Below are 19,414 nucleotides of genomic sequence, written 5' to 3' on the forward strand. Positions count from 1 at the left end.
AGCCTTACCCGTCCTTGCGGATCACCTCGTTCTTGGGATCATAGGGGCTGTCTTGCACAACTTCGGCGTCCCAGAGCTGGTCAAACATCTTGACCTGCAACTTGGTGCCCGGCACCGCCTGCTCTGGTCTGACGTAACCCATGCCGATGGATTTCCCGAAGGCCACTGAATAGCCACCGGAGGTCAGACGACCGACGCGGGTGTCGCCGTGATAGAGCGCCTCTCGCCCCCACGGGTCCGCATCGTCGGGCCCGTCTATCAGCAGCGTCACGCACTTTGAACGCACACCAATCGCCTCCATCGCCGCTTTGCCATGAAAGTCTTTGCTGAGATCGACAAAGCGCGGCAAATCCGCTTCAAGTGGCGTCGCATCGCGCCCCAGTTCGGTACCAAAAGCGCGATAGGACTTCTCTTGCCGCAACCAGTTCTGTGCCCGCGCGCCGACCAGCTTCATGCCATGCGGCTCTCCGGCGGCGACCAGCTGATCCCAAAGGTAATTCTGCATCTCGATGGGGTGATGCAATTCCCAGCCGAGCTCGCCCGTATAGGCCACACGGATCGCTTTCACCGGGCACATCCCCAGTTCGATATCTCGCACACTCAACCACGGGAACCGCTTGTTGGACAGCGCGGTGTCAGGGTCGGCATCCTTGATCAACGCCTTCAAAACTTCGCGCGACTTCGGTCCCGCAATGGCGAACACGCCCCACTGGGTTGTCACCTCTTGTTCGTTGATACGGCCAAACTTGGGCTCCATATCCTCGATCGCCTTGTAAAGGTAATCCTGATCATAGGCCGTCCAGGCCCCCGCAGAGACCAGATAGTAATCATTCTCGCCATTGCGCACGATGGTATATTCCGTGCGTGTCGTTCCGGCAGCCGTCAAAGCGTAGGTCAGGTTGATCCGGCCTACTTTCGGCAGCTTGTTGGTGGTGAACCAATCCAGAAACGCAGTCGCACCCGGCCCGGTAATCCGGTGCTTGGTAAAGGCGGTGGCATCGATCAGGCCAACGCCCTCACGGATCGCCTTTGCCTCGTCCACCGCATATTGCCACCAGCCACCGCGTCGAAATGATCGCGCGTCATGGTCAAAGTTTTCCGGTGCATCCAGAGGGCCATAGTAGTTCGGCCGCTCCCACCCGTTCACAAACCCGAACTGCGCGCCTTTGGCCGCTTGGCGGTCGTAGGCGGGCGAGGTGCGCAAGGGGCGACAAGCAGGCCGCTCCTCATCCGGGTGGTGCAGGATATAGACGTGGTCGTAGCATTCCTCGTTCTTGCGCGCGGCAAACTCGGTGGTCATCCAGTCGCCGTAGCGCTTGGGGTCAAGCGAGGCCATGTCGATCTCGGCCTCGCCCTCCACCATCATCTGCGCCAGGTAATAGCCTGTGCCGCCCGCCGCCGTGATGCCAAAGGAAAAGCCCTCGGCCAGCCACATGTTGCGCAGGCCCGGCGCAGGGCCGACCAGTGGATTGCCGTCGGGTGTGTAGCAGATCGGTCCGTTGAAATCGTCCTTGAGGCCACTTTCCTCACAGGACGGCACACGGTGGATCATCGCCATGTACTGTTCCTCGATCCGCTCCAGATCAAGCTGGAACAGGTCCGCGCGGAAGCTGTCAGGCACGCCGTATTCAAAACGCGCGGGCGCATTCTTTTCATAGACACCCAGAATCCAGCCGCCGCGTTCTTCACGCACATAGGATTGTGCATCCGCGTCACGGATCACCGGGTGCTCTGGGTTGCCAGCCTCGCGAAACTTCACCAGTTCGGGGTCCTGTTCCATCACAATAAACTGGTGCTCGACCGGGATGGCGGGCATCTTGATGCCCAGCATCTTGGCCGTGCGTTGTGCGTGGTTGCCCGAGGCTGTGACCACATGCTCGGCGGTGATCACGATCTGCTCGTCACTGGGCACAAGGTTGCCGCCTTTTTCCACCATCTTGGTGGCCGTCACTTCCCAGGCCTCACCATTCCAGTGAAAGGCGTCCGCCTGCCACTTGCGCTCGATCATCACACCGCGCTGACGGGCCCCCTTGGCCATCGCCATGGTGACATCAGCCGGGTTTATGTAGCCGTCGGTCTGGTGATACAGCGCGCCCTTCAGATCCTCGGTACGGATCAGCGGCCATTTCGCCTTGATCTGCTCTGGCGTCATGAATTCGTAAGGCACGCCGCAGGTTTCGGCGGTCGAGGCATAGAGCATGTATTCGTCCATGCGCTCCTGCGTCTGCGCCATGCGCAGGTTGCCTACGACAGCAAAGCCCGCGTTCAGGCCGGTTTCTTCCTCAAGAGTTTTGTAGAACTTGATCGAATAGTCGTGGATGTGCGTCGTTGCGAAAGACATGTTGAAATAGGGCAGCAACCCGGCCGCATGCCATGTGGACCCAGAGGTCAACTCGTCACGCTCCAGCAGCATCACATCGTCCCAGCCCGCGCGCGCCAGATGATAGGCGATCGAGGTTCCAACGGCGCCGCCGCCGACCACCAGTGCTTTGACTTGCGTTTTCATGTCCCGACTCCCTCGCACAGACAGGTATCTTCTAGAAAACCCAGCGGAAACGCGCGCCAACAAGCCGACCGCTCACAGTGAAAAAACGACGTGTGACGCGCATCTGACTTCTCTTGGCCCAAATTACCACGGGGAGGCCGCACGGCCGGGGGCAGAGCCCCCTTAACAATCGCGTCGAGCGCCTGCGCGTCCGCCAGATTACGGGAGGCGGGTGAAAGTCGCCGTTCCGATGGGCCTCATCCCATCTGGCCGCAAGAATGCGGGATGGGTCAGCAGTCGCACTGATTGTCGTGGTTGTGTGTCCACATTTGGCCCTTCAAAGTCGGGGCCGCTGTCAGCGCCTGCGTCCCAGACCCATAAAGGCACACGCACCTGTTCCAACCACGCATCATCCACGTACAAGGCCACGCCACTGACACCCGAAAACCAATCCGGGCTGGGGGCCAGCATCGTCACAAAGGCGACATGCGAGAGTTTTGTATCCAGCTTCAGTTGCAGATCAAACGTCCCGACACCGCTTGCAAGGCCCGGAACAACCACTGGCTCACCTGCCCGCCCCCGCCGACGCGCCTCGGCCAATTCCGCATCCAGAACGGATACCCGCCCGTTTGTGGCAACGAGGGCGAGGCCCGAAGACGCCGTGCTGCCATCTTCGAACAGCGCGTATCGAGAGGAATGTGCAACGGCGATCAGGCGCGACCAATGCGGATCAGCCGGATGACCCTCCGCCGGATCTGCTGACCAGTCGAGCGCGATCTCGATGCGATAGGCCGCGCTGTTGTCTTGAGCAAATGCTGCAAAAGGTGACAACATCAGGACCGCGGCAAAGATCAATCGCAGCACTGGTCTAACCCTGACGCGCGCTGAAAATCTTGCCCGGGTTCATAATGCCCTGTGGATCCAGTGCGCCCTTGATGGCGGCCATGAACTCGACAGCGGCTCCCAATTCCTTGACCAGATAGGGCATCTTGCCCTGCCCAATCCCATGCTCACCCGTGCACGTGCCATCAAGGCGGATCGCCTCATCCGCAAGGTACGCGGTGAACATTTCGGCGCGGGCCACTTCATCTTTGTCGTCCATATCGATCAGCACGAGGCTGTGGAAATTCCCATCCCCGACATGACCGACAATCGGGGCGAGAAGGTCCAATTCCTTGGCCTTGGCCTGCGCCCCCGTAACCGCTTCGGCAAGACGAGAGATTGGCACACAGACATCCGTCGAAATCCCTTGCGCGCCCGGGCGCAACTGCAACGTCGCCCAGTAAAGATCATGGCGTGCCTTCCACAACTTGTTGCGCTCCTCCGCCGATCCGGTGGCTGCAAAATCAAAGCCGCCCGCATCCTCTGCTATTGACCCAAACATCTCGGCCTGTTCCACGACCGAATTGTCCGAGCCGTGAAATTCCAGCAGCAACAGCGGTGTTTCCGGCAGATCAAGACCGGCATAGGCGTTGGCGGCGCGCACGTTCAACTCGTCCATCAACTCGATACGGGCGACGGGGATGCCATACTGGATCGTGGTCATCACCGCCTGACAGGCCGCATCAATTGATGGGAATGACATCCGAGCGGCGTGTATTGCCTCGGGTATGCCCTGCAGTTTCAACGTAACTTCGGTGATCAGGCCCAGTGTCCCTTCGGATCCGATCAAAAGCCGTGTCAGATCATAGCCCGCCGACGTCTTCTTGGCGCGCTGCGCTGTACGGATCACGCGCCCGTCCGCCATCACGGCTTCAAGCGCCAGAACGTTGTCCTTCATCGTGCCATAGCGCACCGCGTTGGTGCCCGACGCCCGGGTCGAAGCCATGCCCCCAAGCGACGCATTGGCCCCCGGATCAATCGGAAAAAACAGGCCACGGTCGCGCAGATAGGTGTTGAGTTGTTCGCGCGTCACGCCGGGCTGCACCACGCAATCAAGGTCTTCGGCGTTTACGCAAATGATCTCGTCCATCCCGCTCAGATCAACCGAAATTCCACCCGCAGGCGCATTCACATGTCCTTCCAGCGACGTGCCCGTCCCATAGGGGATAACCGGCACCGAATGCGTGGCGCACACTTTTACGATGTCCGACACTTCTTTGGTCGAGTTGGGGAAGACAACAGCGTCAGGGGCCTGGGGCACGATCCATGTGGTTGTGTGCGCGTGCTGGTCGCGCATCGCCTGCCCGGTGTGGAACCGGTCGCCAAATTGCTGCTTGAGGACGCCGAGCGCTGTGGCGATCCCATCCTCATTGCGTGGCAGATCAATAGCTTGTGCCATAAGTGTTCTCTTTCCCCTTGGCCGGGCTCAGTCGCCCAGCGCAATCCCTTCACGCCTTGGATCGGCCCCGCCTTGCAACACATCGCCAATGGCAATGGCATGAAGGCCCGAATTCAGATCGCGCACATTGACTTCGAGATCCCATGCCCTCAAGGGCCGGTCCGAGATCGGTGGCCGTAGTGCCGTCTTCGACGTCATATGTCCCGAACCGGTTCACCGCATGTGGCAGGCTGACGGCCTGTTGAACGTCCATATCCCAGTCGAGCCACGCAATGATCGATTTGGCGGTATAGCCGATGATCCGACTGCCACCGGGGCTGCCAATTGCCAGAACCGGTGCACCATCCTTCATAACGATGGTCGGGGCCATCGAAGATCGTGGCCGCTTGCCCGGCGCAATGGCATTGGCAATCGGCACGCCGTCAACATGGGTGGCAAAGCTGAAATCGGTCAACTCGTTGTTCAGCAGGAACCCGTGCACCATGAGGCGCGAGCCAAAGGCATTTTCGATGGTCGTCGTCATCGAAACGACATTGCCATAGCTGTCGACGATCGAGATATGAGAGGTCGATGGCAGTTCGATGCTTTGATCGTCTGCCCAGTTCAGGCTGTGATCAAAGGCGGGGCTGCCCGGCGCAACCTCGGGCAATGCGGCATCTGCGTCCAACAGGGCAGCACGCTCGGCCAGATAGGATGGGTCCACCAGACCTGCCGTGGGCATCGGCACATAATCACTGTCCGCCATGTAGCGCCCGCGATCCGCAAAGGCGAGGCGCGAGGCATCCCCGATCAAACGCCAGCTTTCCGGGTTCTCAGGCCCAAGGTCCGCCAGATCATAGTTTTCCAGCATCCCCAGGATTTGCCCAATCGTCAGCGCGCCGGAAGATGGTGGACCCATTCCACAGATATCATGGGCCCTATACGTGGCGCAGACCGGCGGACGTTCCTTGACCTGATAAACGGCAAGATCAAGCTGAGACAGCACACCGGGATTGGCGGAGAATTGCTGCACCGTCGCTTCGATGTCCTGAGCGATCTGACCGGTATAGAACGCGTCCACCCCGCTTGTGGCAAGGGCGCGCAAGGTGACCGCATAAGGCGTGTTCTTGAGCGTGGTGCCCGCCGCCAACGGCGCTCCATCCGGCAGGAAATAATCGGCAGTCTCTGGAAAAACAGACAACCGCTCAGCGTCCCGCTCGATCAGGCCTGCAAGGCGCGGCGAAACTTCAAACCCGTCCGTTGCCAGATCAATGCCCGCATCAAACAGACCTTCCCACGGCTGATTGCCCCACCGCGCATGCGCCTCGGCCAGAAGTGCGGGCGTGCCGGGTGTTCCGACAGAACGGCCACCAACAACCGCGTCGAAAAAGCCCATCGTTGTGCCATCATCGTTCTGAAACAGCGTAGGCGTGACCGCAAGCGGTGCGGTTTCGCGACCATCCAGCGTTGTCAGGCTTTGCGTGGCAGCGTCATACCAGACCAGAAATGCGCCACCGCCAAGACCTGACGATTGCGGTTCGACCAAACCCAAGACCGTCTGCACCGCGACCAGCGCATCGGCGGCTGTGCCGCCCTCGGCCAGCACATCAACTCCGGCCTGCACGGCCAGCGGATTTGCGGCCGCGACCATATAGTTCTGGGCCGTGATCGGGGTGCCGGCATCCTTGGCGGCCAATGCGGCAGCGACGTTTTCAGATGTGGCAACCGCAGCTCCGGTCGTCCCGCCCTCGGGCTGGACAGCGTCGGCGGTCTGCTGGGCAATCGCGGCCCCCGCGATCAGGGAAAAGGCAACAGTCAGGCAAAAGCGCATATCTCTCTCCTTTTGAGCAAACAGGGTCTTTTGGAGACCCTCGGCGGATAACGGGGTGTTGTCCGCTGTCTTACAACATGGAAGGCACCACCTGATCAGGCGGACGGTGCCCATCGTCGAAGGTCTTGATATTGATGATAACTTTCTCGCCCATCTCAACCCGGCTTTCGCGCGTTGCCGACCCCATATGCGGCAGCAGGACGACATTCTGCAATTCGCGCAGGCGCGGGTTCACCTGTGTGCCGCCCTCGTAGACATCTAGGCCTGCGCCCGCAATTTCACCTGCACGCAGCATACGTGTCAGCGCGTTTTCGTCGACGACCTCGCCGCGCGACGTGTTTACAAGCACGGCGTCGGGTTTCATCAACTTCAGACGGCGCGCGTTCATCAGATGAAATGTCGACGGTGTGTGCGGGCAGTTCACGCTCAGCACATCCATCCGCGCCACCATCTGATCAAGGCTTTCCCACCACGTGGCTTGCAATTCGTCCTCGACTTCCGGGCGCAGGCGACGGCGGTTGTGATAATGCACCTGCATGCCGAACGCAGCGGCACGCTTTGCGACCGCCCGGCCAATCCGCCCCATGCCCAGAATGCCCAGACGGCGCCCCGCGATGCGACCGCCGAGAAACGCGGTCGGGGTCCAGCCATCCCATGTCCCGGACTGCATCGCCGCCAGCCCTTCGGGCATGCGCCGGGTCACGGCAAGGATCAGACCCATGGTCATGTCCGCTGTGTCCTCAGTCAAAACGCCGGGCGTGTTGGACACCAGAATGCCGCGCTGGCGGGCGGTGGCCACGTCGATATTGTCCACCCCTGCCCCGTAATTCGCGATCAGTTTAAGGCGATCCCCGGACTGTCCGATCATCGCGGCATCAATCGTATCCGTGATCGTGGGCACCAGCACGTCCGCGGTCTTCATCGCCTCGACAATCTCGGCCCGGCTCATCGCGTCATCGCTGTCGCGCAGACGGACGTCAAACAATTCGCTCAGCCGGGTTTCCACCTCTGCGGGCAACCGTCGCGTAACGACAACACTCAGACGATCCTTTGGCATTTGCGCCCTCCCCGGCCTTGGCGTTTGCGCCATTTCAGAGCATGGTGGCGGATGTGAGCACGAGGCACAAGAACCTCGGCCATTTCAAGAGGCGAGAGATGCGCAAAACTTCACAAATCGTGGATGTCCTGCGGGCACTGCTATGCGTTTGCATTCTGGCGGGGCCTGCGCTGGCCAAGGATGTCGGCCCGGTCACCAATCTGCCACTGCCCCGCTACGTGTCTCTCAAGGCCGCCGAGGGCAACGTGCGCCGTGGTCCGTCCCTGTCCCACCGGATCGACTGGGTGTACACCCGCCGCGATATGCCGCTTCAGATCACCGCCGAACATGGCCATTGGCGGCGGGTCGAGGATCGTGACGGTCTGGGCGGCTGGGTGCATTATTCGCTGCTTTCAGGTACCCGCACGGTACTGATCGAACAGGACATGCTGACCATCCGCACCCGCCCCGAGGCCGAGGCGCCGGTTGCCGCAGCACTTGAAGCAGGCGTGATCGCACGTCTGGGCAAATGCGATCCGGAATGGTGCCGCGTGACGGCGGCCGGATACAAAGGCTGGGCACCCAAGGCACGTCTATGGGGTGTCGCCATGGACGAATTGCGCGACTAGCCTGCCGCGCCCGGCAACGCCGCCACTGCCCGGATTTCAACAACAGCTCCGATGCGGCGCAATCCCGCCACTTCGACAGCCGTCCACGCCGGATAGGGATCGCTCAGATACATTCGCCGCACAGTATCGAAGTCATCGAAATGCGCGCGCAGGCCCACATGATAGCTTGTCATCTCGACAAGATTGTCCAAACCCATATCCGCCTCGGACAGCACCGATGCAATCTTGTCAAAGCAGGCTTTGAATTGCGCCACGTCCTCTGTTGGCATCGCCCCATCCGGCGCAGAGCCCGTCACCCCGGTCAAAAACACAAAGCCCCCGGATTGGATGCCGGGTGACATACCTGCCTGCGCACAGGCCGCGCGCAGCGCTGGCGGGATGAGGACGCGTTTGGTCATTTCGGGTTTTCCTGTCAAAGTCGCGGGTCTGGGCTGGCCATTCCGCCCCGCTTGTTTAGTCTTGGTGACATAACATCGCCTTGCCGGACAATTATCATGCAATCCGTATCCTACACCACTTTCGGCCCTGCACGCGACGTGCTTGAGGTCACGAACATTCCGACGCCTACGCCCGGACCGGGCGAGGTGCTGGTGCGGCTGGCATTCTCCGGTGTGAATCCGTCCGACGTCAAGGCGCGCGCCGGGACGCGCCCCGGTGTGACAAAACCACCGTTCGAGCGGATCATCCCGCACAGCGATGGATCAGGCGTGATCGAGGCTGTCGGCGCTGGTGTGCCGAGCGGGCGTATCGGCAGCCGTGTTTGGATCTGGAACGGGCAGTGGCAACGCGCCTTCGGCACGGCGGCCACGCATATTTGCCTTCCAGCCGATCAGGCAATCACCTTGCCAGACGCCATATCACTGGAAACCGGCGCTGTTTTGGGCATTCCGGGCCTGACGGCCGCCCATGCAGTCTTTGGCGGTGGCGATGTGGCCGGCCAAACCGTGCTGGTGCAAGGCGGCGCGGGAACCGTGGGGTTGCTAGCGGTTCAACTGGCAAAATGGGGTGGTGCGCACGTCATTGCGACAGCGCGTGGTGATGGGCTGACTGCGGCCAAAGATGCTGGTGCGGATGCGGTGATTGACTACACCAACAACAACCTTGCGAAGGCGATCCTTGAAGAAACGAACCAAGTCTTTGTGGACCGGATCGTCGAAGTCGAATTCGGCGTCAACGCCGCCGTTGATGCCGAAGTGATCGCGCCCAATGGCACCATCGCCGCTTACGGTTCGGCCAAGAATATGACACCCGAACTCGCCTTTGGGCCAATGCTGTTCAAGGCCGTGACCATCGACATCCTTCTGATCTACCTGTTGCCTCCGACTGAACGCGAACAGGCGATCAAGCGCCTGCACGCGGCCCTCGAACAAGGCGCTCTGAAATGCCCCATCGCCGAGGTTCACGCCCTGAAAGACTGCGCCACCGCGCACGAAGCGGTCGAGGCCGGCAATCGCGCGGGCGCAATCCTTGTGGATGTCAGCCAATGATGCGCGTTCTCGTTCTGCTGTTATGCCTGTGTGCGGCACCGGCACTTGCTCAGAACACAGACCAACCCCAAGGCACGATTGAGGTTGAGGACAGTGCAACGCAGGACGCGGCCATCGCCGTGCGTATCCGCGACATCCTTAGTGAATTGGACGGCTACGAAGAGGTCACCGTCACCGTGTCATCCGGCATCGTGACCCTGCGCGGCACAACCATCGACGGCCCCAAGGCCGACCGGCTGAACGACATCGTGGCCCGTGTCGCAGGGGTCGTGGCCATCGAAAACGAAGTGACCGAAACGACGGACGTGGTGGCGCGCCTGAACCCGGCAGTCGAACGGTTCCAGACCCGTCTTACCCAGGCCATTGCCCTGTTGCCACTGGCAGCGGTGGCCTTGTGTGCGTTTCTGGTGGTGCTGTTTGCCGGTATTCTGCTCGCACGCATGCGCTACCCTTGGGATCGCATCGCGCCCAACGCCTTCATCGCCAACATCTATCGCCAGATCGTGCGCATGGTGTTCTTTGTCAGCGGGCTGGTGATAGCGCTCGATATCCTCGGGGCGACGGCCCTGCTGGGCACGATCCTCGGGGCTGCGGGGATCGTCGGCCTTGCCATCGGTTTTGCGGTGCGCGACACGGTTGAAAACTTTATCGCATCGATCATGCTGTCGATCCGCCAGCCCTTCCGGCCCAATGACATTGTCGAGATCGAGGGGGATGTCGGCAAGGTCATCCGCCTGACCAGCCGGGCCACCATCCTGCTCAGTTTTGATGGCAACCACATCCGCATCCCCAACGCGACCGTGTTCAAAAGCCGGATCGTGAACTATTCGACCAACAACGAACGGCGTTTTGATTTCGAAATCGGCGTGGCCTCGGACGCTGATCTGGATCAGGTGCGCACGCTGACAGACCGTGTGGTGGGAGAGCTGCCATTTGTCCTCAAGGATCCCGCGCCAATGTCGTGGATCGAGCGGATTGGCGACGGATCGGTGATTCTTGTGGTGACGGGATGGATCGATCAGAACGATACGTCCCTTGCACTTGCCAAGGGCGAAGGGATCCGCATGGTCAAGGCCGCCATCGAAGCCGAGGGGATCGAGGTGCCCGACACGACCTATCGTATCCAGATGGTCGGCGGCGCGCCAAGCCTCGAAGAAATCGCCCGCCCCGAAGTGCGCCCCGAGCCACCCAAGGCAGCCCTGACAGTCGCCACAGATGTCGAGGACACATCCAAAGCCGCCCTTGACCGCATCGCCGAAGCCGAAAGAAACGATCCCGAAACGCCGGATCTTCTATCTGACAACGGGCTAACGGAATGATCAGCTTTTTGCGGCAAAAGGGCTTGCGCGCTGTGCCGTGGCAGACTAATTAGCGCGTCACGTTGGGATGTAGCCAAGTGGTAAGGCAACTGTTTTTGGTACAGTGTACCGTAGGTTCGAATCCTACCATCCCAGCCACACTCACCTGAAGTCCGAACAACAGCCGCGCTTTGCGCATTCTCATGACAGTCAATGTTGCCAAACGGACGCTCATCCACAGCGCTCTGCCTACGCGTCACATGAATGGCCTCCCTCCAATTGCGGTTCGTCGCGTGGCACCTTAGCGTGTCGGGACGAATGGACATCGTCATCGTCATCACAATTGTCGTATCGCTTTTTGCGGTCATCGGGTTTGCCGAACCGCTCGCTGCGCGGTTGCGCCTGCCTTATACCGTCATTCTTGCGATGCTGGGCGTGCTGATCGGGGTCAGCGCGACCTTTTTCCTGCGCACGCACCTGACGGATGCCCTGAACCCCGTGGCCGAGGCGATCCTCAGCTTTCCCATCCGCTCAAACGTCTTTTTGTATCTCTTTCTACCCACACTTCTGTTTCAGGCGACGCTGGGCATGAATCTGCGGCGCGTCATTGACGACTGGGTGCCCATTCTGGTCATGGCCGTGGTGGCCGTCGTCGTGGCGACACTGTTCGTGGGATACGCCCTGTCCTGGGTCAGTGCACTGCCCCTAGCCGGGTGTCTGCTGATCGGCGCGATCATCTCAACGACGGACCCTTCCGCCGTCGTCAGCATCTTCCGCTCCTTTGCAGCGCCCAGCCGACTTGTGCGGATCATTGAAGGGGAAAGCCTGCTCAATGACGCCGCCGCCATCGCGCTGTTCGGGCTGTTCATGGGGTTTGTTACGCTTGGCATGCCTGACCCTAATCTGGGTGATGCGCTGGCCCGCTTTCCGCTTCTGATGTTGGGCGGCGCTGTCACGGGTTGGATTGTCGCGCGCATTGCGCTGTGGTCCATGGCCCTCTTTGCCAACTATGATCGTGCGCAGATTTCGATCTCGGTCGCGCTGCCCTATCTGGCCTATATCATTGCAGAGCAAAGCGTGGGCGCATCCGGCGTCATTGCCGTTGTGGTGTCTGGCCTGACGCTTGCATTTCTGGGGCCGGGGCGTCTGTCGCCCGCGTCATGGGGCAATCTGCGCGAGGTGTGGGACCTTCTTGCTCACTGGTCCGGCTCCCTGATCTTTATTCTTGCGGCCCTGTTGATCCCCCGGATGCTCGAAGAAGTCCGGCTGTCCGATTTCTGGTTGCTGGCCGTTGTTATTCTGGCCGCCACCGCCGCGCGGGCCGCTGTGCTTTACGGGTTGCTTCCGGTTCTGAACCAATTGCGCCTGTCACCGCCCGTGGAACGCCCATATCGCACGGCAATTCTGTGGGGTGGTCTGCGCGGGGCCGTCACATTGGCACTGGCGCTGGCCGTCACCGAAAGCCTGCGCATCCCGCTCGAACTCAAACGGTTGGTTGGTATTCTGGCCACGGGGTACGTGTTGTTCACGCTGATTGTGCAGGGGACCACCTTGCGCATGGTGATTGCGTGGCTTGGGCTTGATCGCCTGTCCCCGCTGGACGAGGCCCTGTCCCGGCAGGTGGTCGCGGTCTCACTGCAAACCGTGCGCGAGGACATCGCCGAAACCTCGCGCAACTACGAACTGACCCATGACATCGTGCGATCCGAGGCCAAACAATTTGGCGAACGGTTGGAAGACGCGGTCCGCGCCGCCGAAGAGAGCAAGGATATCTTGGACCGGGACCGCATCACGCTGGGCCTGATCGCATTGGCCGGAGCGGAGCGGGACACCATTCTGAGCTGTCGCCGCGAGCGCACCATTTCGGCACGCATGAGCGAGCAGTTGCTGAACGGCGCGGATCGCCTGATCGAAAGCACACGCACAAACGGGCGCACGGGATATCGCAAGGCCGCCCAGCAAAGCACGAATTACGGGCCGTCCTTCCGCCTTGCGCTGTTGCTGCATAACACGTTTCGGCTGCCTGGAATGCTCGCGCGGATGACGGCCGACAGGTTTGAGTTTCTTCTGTCGCTAAAGCTGATCCTGCGCGATCTCGACGACTTTATCGGCGGGCGCATCCGGCGCATTCACGGGCGACGCGTGGCCGATCTGCTGGCAGAGTTGCTGGCACGTCGGATCGAGACGGTCGACACTGCTCTTGAGGGTCTGCGCCTGCAATATCCCGGATATGCGGACGAGTTGGAGCGACGGTTCATTCGGCGCACGGCGCTGCGGCTGGAAACGCGCGAATACGCGGCCATGCGCGACGACGGTTTGATCGGCTCAGAGCTGTTCATCGCCCTCATGCAGGACGTCGCCACCCGTGAAAGCGATGTCGAAGAGAGACCCAAGCTCGACATTGCTGTGCAAAAGGCAGAACTGGCCCGCCAGGTTCCGATCTTTGCGTCCCTGGGGGACAGTGACCTGCGGCGGCTGGCGCGCGTATTGAAAACGACATTCGTCGATGCCGGAGAGTTGATCGTCGCGCGGAACAGCCCGCCCAAGGGCGTATTCTTTATCGCGTTGGGGGCGGTGGAGTTGAAGGGGGCCGGGCACACATGGCGCCTTGGCCGGGGCGAGATGTTTGGGCAGATGGCCATCCTGACCCAAAAACCCTTTCGCACAGACGCGCGCGCCATTGCTCCGTCAATCCTGCTTGTTCTGGACGAAGCACGGTTTCGTCGTTTGCTGGCCAAAAACCAGACCCTGCAAGAAGCAGTCACTGCCGGTGCCGCGAAACGGGGTCTGGAACTGCCAATGGACTTTGGGGGGTAACCGGACGCCCGCCACCAAACAAACATGTTGGGCAATACCGGCTTTTAACTCTATCCTGAGAAAACAAGCCGAGTTTCTCGTCGTGGTCCGACACCAACGCATGGAATTCGATACTGCGTAACGGGATACGTCTGGTCTATGGTCAAAAGCCTTCTGTCACTGGCCGCACTTCTCTTGGGTTCAGCATTTTTGTTGTTCGCCGGGGGGGTCAACAGCCTGATCCTGCCCATCCGCGGCGAGGCCGAAGGTTTCACCGCAACATCACTTGGACTGCTCGGGACGGGCTGGGCGATTGGTTACGTGACCGGATGCCTGCGCACCCCGTCACTTGTGGCGCGCGTCGGACATATTCGGGCATTTGGCGCGATGTGCGCGATTGCCGCCATTGCCGTCCTGCTCTCGCTGGTTGCGATCACACCCTGGGTGTGGATACCCGTGCGCGCCCTGTCGGGCTTTTGCTTTGCCGGTGCGGCGATGATCGTGGAAAGCTGGCTGAACGAGCGGACCGAAGCGTCATCGCGCGGGCGCGTCTTTGGCATTTACACGATGGTGAACCTTGCCGCGACAACGGCGGGCCAGATGGTCTTGACGCTTGGGGATGCAAACGGGTTCTTCTTCTTTGTGCTTGCGGCCATGGTCTATTGCCTCGCACTGCTGCCCACCGCGATCAGCGCGACAACAACGCCGCGACCGCTGACACAGGTGTCCCTGAACCTCAAAAGCCTGTGGAAAAATTCGCCAATTGCCTTCTTTGCGGTGCTGATGGTCGGAGTGTCTAACGCATCCTTCGGCACGCTGGCTGCGGTCTACGGTGCGCGGATCGGTCTTTCGCTCGGGGACATCGCGCTGTTCGCCAGCATTCCAATTCTGGCGGGCGCCGCGCTGCAAATTCCGGTCGGCATCGCGTCTGACCGGCTTGATCGGCGCAAGGTGCTGATTGGCATCACGGGCTTTGCGCTGCTGGCCGATGTTCTGTTCCTGGTCAGCGGCGCGTCCCATCCGGGCGTCGTTCTGGGCCTGTCTGCACTGTTTGGCGCAACTGTGTTCTCAATGTACCCGGTGATCGTCGCCCATGCCAATGACCATGCCGAACCCGGCACCTACATTCAGGTCAGCGGCGGGCTATTGCTGGTGTTCGGTCTCGGATCAATCGTCGGGCCGACCGTTGCCGGGTTTTCCATGGCCAATTTCGGTCCGGCCAGTCTGTTTGCTGTCACCGGAATCGCGCACATCTTCCTGATCGTCTTTGCCGTCATCCGGATCAGAAAAGCGCCACCTGTCAAAACCGAGAACAAAGTGTCGTTCCAGGCAAAACCAATGGCCCGCATGTCGACGCCGGAAACAGCCGCGCTGGGTGCGGACCAGGATGAGTTGGATGCAGATCAGCCAATCGAGGCTGCAGACACATCAGCGGCCCCCAAAAGCGAGTCAAAAGAGTGATGAGCATCCAAGGCGTTCAGATGTGTTAGAACCTGACGCAACCGGCCTGGGGATCCCGTGCTCAGGCGGCGGGCAATGCGAGGGCACGCGAAACAAGTGACCGGCTTTCTCATCATATGCGCGACAACGGCTGCGTTTTCGATGATCGCACATCGTCTGTCCACAACCAGCCTGACACCGCCGATGGTCTTTATTGCACTCGGGGTCGCTCTGGCGCTGTCGGGGCTGGTGTCAGAGGCCAACAGCCATCGGCTTTTGCATCCTGTCGCAGAGATCACTCTGGTCGTGCTGTTGTTTCTTGATGCCGCACAAATCGACCTTGCGGCCTTGCGCAAGCGGCATGTCTGGCCCCTGCGGATGCTGTTGATCGGGCTACCGCTGGCGATGGTGCTGGGCACGCTTGGCGGGATGATCTTTCTGCCTGCGTGGCCAATCGTTGCCGTTGCGTTGCTGGCCGCGATCCTGTCGCCGACGGATGCCGCCCTTGGGCAGGCCGTTGTCACAAACTCGAACGTCCCGATCCGGCCAAGGCGCGCGCTGACCGTCGAAAGCGGACTTAACGATGGCCTTGCCCTGCCGGTTATTCTGTTTTTCACCAGCCTGACGGGCGCGGAAACAGATGTGGATGGCGGCGTCTGGCTGGTCTTTGGGCTCAAGCAGATCCTGCTCGGCCCTCTGGTTGGCATCGCTGTGGGTGCAGTTGGCGGGTGGGCCTTGCTGCGCGCAAAGGCGCTGAAATCGACATCCGAGATATATGAAGGCGTCGGCGCGCTTGCCATGGCAGGGGCGGCCTACCTCGCCGCTGTGCAGGTCGGGGGCAACGGCTTTATCTCGGCCTTTGTTGCGGGCCTCGTTTTTGGCGCGATCATCAAGGGTGCGTGCAAATTCGTCTACGAATTCACCGAAAGCGAAGGACAACTCCTTGCCTGGGCCTCCTTCCTGCTCTTGGGGGCCGCACTGGTGCCGGAGGCGATTGCACATCTGAACGTCACGATGCTTGCCGTCATCCTGTTCAGCCTTTTCGTTGTGCGCCCCCTGGCCATCTGGCTGTCGCTGATCGGGACCGATGCAACCTTTATGACCCGCATCTTTTTCGGCTGGTTCGGGCCGCGCGGACTGGCCACAGCGCTATTCGCGCTTCTGATCGTGGAACAAATCCCCGAAGCATATGGTGATCCTATTTTGCACACCGCCATCAACGCCGTCTGGATCAGCGCGGTCCTGCACGGGATCACCGCCGCACCCGCGGCACGCTGGTATGGGAACAAGATCAGGAACATGGGCGATATGGCGGAAACGCGCGCCATCGAACACAGCGCAAAACCGGTAATCACACGGGATGGCGAAGGCTAAGCCGGACGGGAGCGAACACATCTACAGCCACTGTGCCGCAAGGTAAAATCCAAGCATTATTTCCCAACATACGATTATCAGTTAACAACTTGCAGAACCAAGGATCGGGCAGGGTAGCAGCAATGAAAAATACGGATCGACCGTGGAGGTCGTTTTACGCACCGGGCGTGCGGGCTGAAATAGATACGCCAGCGTACAGGAACCTGCCTGATTTCATCCACTCGGTCGCCGAGACATTCAAGGACAGCAAGGCGTTTACCTGCTGTTTGCCCAACGGGATGAATGGCACCGCGACCTATGGCCAGATCGACGAGATGTCGGATGCCTTCGCCGTCTACCTGCGCGAAGTTGCGGGACTGTCGGTGGGGGACCGGGTCGCAGTTCAGATGCCCAACTGCCTCAGCTTTCCGGTTGTGGCCTTTGGTGTTTTCAAGGCTGGCTGCATTCTGGTGAACGTGAACCCGCTTTATACCGCCGAGGAAATGGCCAAGCAGTTCGAGGATGCAGAACCGCACGCGCTGGTCATCGTGGACATGTTCGCCGACAAGATCCCGGCCGCGACCCAAGGCCATCCGATCCCGAACGTGATCGTGACGCGCGTGGCCGAATTCCTGCCATCCATGCCGCGCGGCATTGTCGGGCTGGTGCAGAAATACTGGGATAAGTCGGTCAAGCCCATCGAATTGGCGCATATTCGACTGCCCGACACTCTGGCCGCCGGGCGCACGCACAAGGCGCGCAACAATATCGAGGTCCGGTCCTATCATCAGGGTGTCGCCACCGATGACGTCGCCGTATTGCAATACACCGGCGGCACAACGGGCGTTGCCAAGGGCGCAATGCTGACCCACGGCAACCTGCTGTTCAACACAGAGCAGGCGATGGAACTGCTGGGAAGTGACCTTGAAAAAGGCAAGGAAGTCATCCTGACCGCCCTGCCGCTTTATCACATCTTCGCCTTCACGGTGAATATGATGGCGTTCTTCAAACTGGGCGCACACAACATCCTGATCCCCAACCCGCGCCCCCTGTCCAACCTGAAACGCGCGTTCGAGAACTACAAAATCACGTGGATGAGCGGCGTGAACACGCTGTTCAACGGGCTGTGCAACGAAATCTGGTTTCTGGACTCACCGCCCAAGCACATGAAATTCGCAGGGGCGGGCGGCATGGCACTGCAATCCTCCGTTGCCGAGCGCTGGCGCGAGATCACGGGCACAGAAGTGCTGCAAGGCTACGGGTTGACTGAAACCTCGCCCGTTCTGACCTTTGAACCGCCCGGAAAGGCGCGCGAGGGCACAATTGGTATCCCGGTGCCCTCAACGGATGTTGCCTGTTTCGACGACGCGGGCAAACAACTCGCCCTCGGCGAGACCGGAGAGATCGCCGCCCGTGGCCCGCAGATCATGAAGGGTTATTGGAAAAAGACGGACGAAACCGCGAACGTCATGATCGACGACTGGTTCCTGACTGGCGACATCGGGTTCATGGACCCCGATGGCTACTTCCGCATCGTGGATCGCAAGAAGGACATGGTGGTCGTTTCCGGGTTCAACGTCTATCCGAACGAGATCGAGGATGTGCTGGCCGCTCACCCCGCAGTGATCGAGGCTGCGGTGATCGGCGTGCCAGACGGGGCCACTGGTGAGGCCGTCAAAGCGTACATCGTGACAGCCGACACCGCATTGAACCAGGCCGCGATACGCGCCTACTGCAAAGAGCATCTGACCGGATACAAAGTGCCCAAGCGGGTGGAATTCCGCGATGAGTTGCCGAAATCCAACGTCGGCAAGATCCTTCGAAAAGACCTGCGCGCCGAAGCGCTGGCACAAACAGCGGCGGAGTAACGGACCATGGTCGGAGCATTTGAACAGGCCATTCTGGCGCTGATGATCTTTGTGATCATGCTGGGAATGGGCGCATCGCTGACACCCCGCGACTTTTACCTTGCACTGAAACGCCCACAGGGACTGGCAATCGGGGTGATCAGCCAATATGGCTTCATGCCCTTCATCGGCTTCATGCTGATCACATTGCTGCCGCTGCCATCAGCGGTCGCTGTCGGTGTTCTGGTCATGTCGTGCATGCCGGGTGGCACGACATCCAACATCTTTACCTATTTCTCCAAGGGCAATCTGGCGCTGTCGGTTTTGATGACAGTCACATCGACCGTGTTTGGCGTGATCTTGATCCCCATCATACTGGTGCTTTATGCCGCCGCCCTTGATCTGCAGATACCGCGCGAAAACATCATCGCCACTCTTGTTCTGCTGCTTGTGCCCGTGGCCATCGGTATGATCCTGCGCAAGGCGAATGCCAATGTGGGCGCCGTGACCGAATTTCTGGGCTCTGCCCTCGCGCTCTTCTTCATCATGTTCCTGCTGCTCAGTTGGGTGCCGCGCAACTGGCAGTTTCTGGTGACCACGACCCCGGCGACATATGTCGCGGCGATTGGGCTGGGGCTGTTCGGGATTGCCATCGGCTATGCCTTTGCCCGCGCCCTGCGTCTGCATCCGCGCAATGCCCGGACTGTCGGCATGGAAACAGGCATCCAGAACGGTCCGTTGGCGATTGCCATCATCGCCTTCACCTTCAGCGGGGATGAAGCGCAAAGCTATATGGCCGTGCCTGCGCTTTATTCGCTTTTCATCGTGATCACCGCCAGCCTCGTGACGCTTGTGTTCCGGCGCGCCAATACGGCGGCCGAGCAAAAGATGCCCGACGGGCTATTGTAGGGTTTTGGCGTCCCCAGCGATGTGATCCCGTCGTCATCCGTGG

13 protein-coding genes, 1 tRNA gene and 1 pseudogene are annotated in these 19,414 nt (G+C 60.4%); 9 read left to right on the forward strand and 6 right to left on the reverse strand.

Annotated features, from left to right (window positions below; translation table 11 throughout):
- Positions 1 to 4: 4 nt before the first annotated feature.
- The 5 genes and pseudogenes from ACERZ8_RS01910 to ACERZ8_RS01930 form a co-directional block, all read right to left on the reverse strand.
- Positions 5 to 2,506, reverse strand: coding sequence for a GcvT family protein (locus tag ACERZ8_RS01910; RefSeq protein WP_407590427.1), 2,502 nt, complete (start codon positions 2,504 to 2,506; stop codon positions 5 to 7).
- Positions 2,507 to 2,704: 198 nt separating this feature from the next.
- Positions 2,705 to 3,349 (reverse strand): spondin domain-containing protein, encoded by a 645-nt coding sequence (locus ACERZ8_RS01915; RefSeq protein WP_407590428.1) that lies wholly within the window; start codon positions 3,347 to 3,349, stop codon positions 2,705 to 2,707.
- A gap of 4 nt (positions 3,350 to 3,353) precedes the next feature.
- Positions 3,354 to 4,766 (reverse strand): FAD-binding oxidoreductase, encoded by a 1,413-nt coding sequence (locus ACERZ8_RS01920; RefSeq protein ID WP_407590429.1) that lies wholly within the window; start codon positions 4,764 to 4,766, stop codon positions 3,354 to 3,356.
- Between the two features lie 27 nt (positions 4,767 to 4,793).
- Positions 4,794 to 6,576: pseudogene (ggt, locus tag ACERZ8_RS01925) on the reverse strand (gamma-glutamyltransferase).
- A 70-nt stretch (positions 6,577 to 6,646) separates the two neighbouring features.
- Positions 6,647 to 7,633 carry a 2-hydroxyacid dehydrogenase gene (locus tag ACERZ8_RS01930; protein WP_407590430.1) on the reverse strand — a complete coding sequence of 329 codons (987 nt, stop codon included), beginning with the start codon at positions 7,631 to 7,633 and terminating at the stop codon, positions 6,647 to 6,649.
- A 98-nt stretch (positions 7,634 to 7,731) separates the two neighbouring features.
- Between ACERZ8_RS01930 and ACERZ8_RS01935 the strand changes: the two genes are divergently transcribed.
- Positions 7,732 to 8,241: an SH3 domain-containing protein gene (locus tag ACERZ8_RS01935; RefSeq protein ID WP_407590431.1), complete on the forward strand. Its 510-nt coding sequence runs from the start codon at positions 7,732 to 7,734 to the stop codon at positions 8,239 to 8,241.
- Here the strand turns inward: ACERZ8_RS01935 and ACERZ8_RS01940 are convergent.
- Positions 8,238 to 8,639: a Rid family hydrolase gene (locus ACERZ8_RS01940; protein ID WP_407590432.1), complete on the reverse strand. Its 402-nt coding sequence runs from the start codon at positions 8,637 to 8,639 to the stop codon at positions 8,238 to 8,240. The two genes, ACERZ8_RS01935 and ACERZ8_RS01940, sit on opposite strands and share 4 nt — an antisense overlap.
- 96 nt (positions 8,640 to 8,735) lie before the next feature.
- On the opposite strand from ACERZ8_RS01940, the gene ACERZ8_RS01945 reads away from it, so the two are divergent.
- From ACERZ8_RS01945 to ACERZ8_RS01980, 8 genes are all read left to right on the forward strand, one after another.
- On the forward strand, positions 8,736 to 9,728 hold the full coding sequence (locus ACERZ8_RS01945) for an NADPH:quinone reductase (RefSeq protein WP_407590433.1): 993 nt from the start codon (positions 8,736 to 8,738) through the stop codon (positions 9,726 to 9,728).
- Positions 9,725 to 11,047, forward strand: a complete 1,323-nt coding sequence (locus ACERZ8_RS01950; protein ID WP_407590435.1) for a mechanosensitive ion channel domain-containing protein — start codon at positions 9,725 to 9,727, stop codon at positions 11,045 to 11,047. The genes ACERZ8_RS01945 and ACERZ8_RS01950 overlap by 4 nt, the downstream gene beginning before the upstream one ends.
- Before the next feature lie 63 nt (positions 11,048 to 11,110).
- Positions 11,111 to 11,185 (forward strand) — tRNA-Gln (locus ACERZ8_RS01955).
- 159 nt (positions 11,186 to 11,344) lie between these two features.
- Positions 11,345 to 13,843, forward strand: a complete 2,499-nt coding sequence (locus ACERZ8_RS01960) for a cation:proton antiporter (protein ID WP_407594130.1) — start codon at positions 11,345 to 11,347, stop codon at positions 13,841 to 13,843.
- Between the two features lie 138 nt (positions 13,844 to 13,981).
- Positions 13,982 to 15,283, forward strand: a complete 1,302-nt coding sequence (locus tag ACERZ8_RS01965) for an MFS transporter (protein WP_407590437.1) — start codon at positions 13,982 to 13,984, stop codon at positions 15,281 to 15,283.
- Positions 15,284 to 15,379: 96 nt separating this feature from the next.
- A complete protein-coding gene (locus ACERZ8_RS01970; RefSeq protein WP_407590438.1) occupies positions 15,380 to 16,636 on the forward strand; it encodes a cation:proton antiporter in 1,257 nt (418 codons plus the stop codon).
- A 122-nt stretch (positions 16,637 to 16,758) separates the two neighbouring features.
- Positions 16,759 to 18,483: an AMP-binding protein gene (locus ACERZ8_RS01975; RefSeq protein WP_407590439.1), complete on the forward strand. Its 1,725-nt coding sequence runs from the start codon at positions 16,759 to 16,761 to the stop codon at positions 18,481 to 18,483.
- Between the two features lie 6 nt (positions 18,484 to 18,489).
- The gene (locus tag ACERZ8_RS01980) at positions 18,490 to 19,371 is read left to right on the forward strand and encodes a bile acid:sodium symporter family protein (RefSeq protein ID WP_407590440.1); all 882 of its coding nucleotides are present in this window, start codon (positions 18,490 to 18,492) and stop codon (positions 19,369 to 19,371) included.
- Positions 19,372 to 19,414 lie beyond the last annotated feature (43 nt).

Origin of the sequence: Tateyamaria armeniaca (genome assembly GCF_045797845.1) — a bacterium.
Classification (GTDB): domain Bacteria; phylum Pseudomonadota; class Alphaproteobacteria; order Rhodobacterales; family Rhodobacteraceae; genus Tateyamaria; species Tateyamaria armeniaca.